The 509-nt window shown below is 59.9% G+C and carries 1 pseudogene; it reads right to left on the bottom strand.

The features are described 5' to 3' along the window. Nucleotides 1-509, bottom strand: a pseudogene (locus LN995_RS22285) (transposase); the annotation flags it as partial.

Raw genomic sequence — 509 nt, 5'->3', positions numbered from 1 at the left:
AGTTGGTGTAGGCGCTGTCGGCGTAAAGGCAGCTGCCCTCTGGCAGGCGGACGTCCATGGCCTCGAAGGCCTTGGCGTCATGCACCCCCCCAACCACAATGAGGTACTCCACGGGCAGTCTGTCAGCGGTGGTGATAACCACTACCTTGAAGCCGTAGAAGTACTCCCGCTTGGAGGCGTTCTAGCCCCTGTAGGCCTCATTTTGCAATAGTCGGCACCTGTTGATGCGGATGTTTCGGCATACGGCCACAGGGAAGCTGTCGATGGTGTACTCGCTCGAGCAGTTGAGCTGCTTGAGGCTCTCGCCCAAGGCCAGAAAGATGGCTGCTATCGTCTGGCTCAGGCGGTGGAGCAGGCGGTTGAAGTTGCTCTTGTGCAGTATGCGGCAGCGGTGGTGAGCCTGCATGTAGCTACGGGCCGTGGTCATGTTGCCGCCGAAGTAGCGTGCTGCAACCAGGGCGGTGGTGATCACCTCAGCATCCGAGAGCTTGCGCTTGGCAGCTGGCTTT

This window comes from Pontibacter silvestris, from assembly GCF_020907275.1.
Taxonomy (GTDB): Bacteria; Bacteroidota; Bacteroidia; order Cytophagales; family Hymenobacteraceae; genus Pontibacter; species Pontibacter silvestris.
This window is presented reverse-complemented; position numbering and strand designations above follow the sequence as displayed.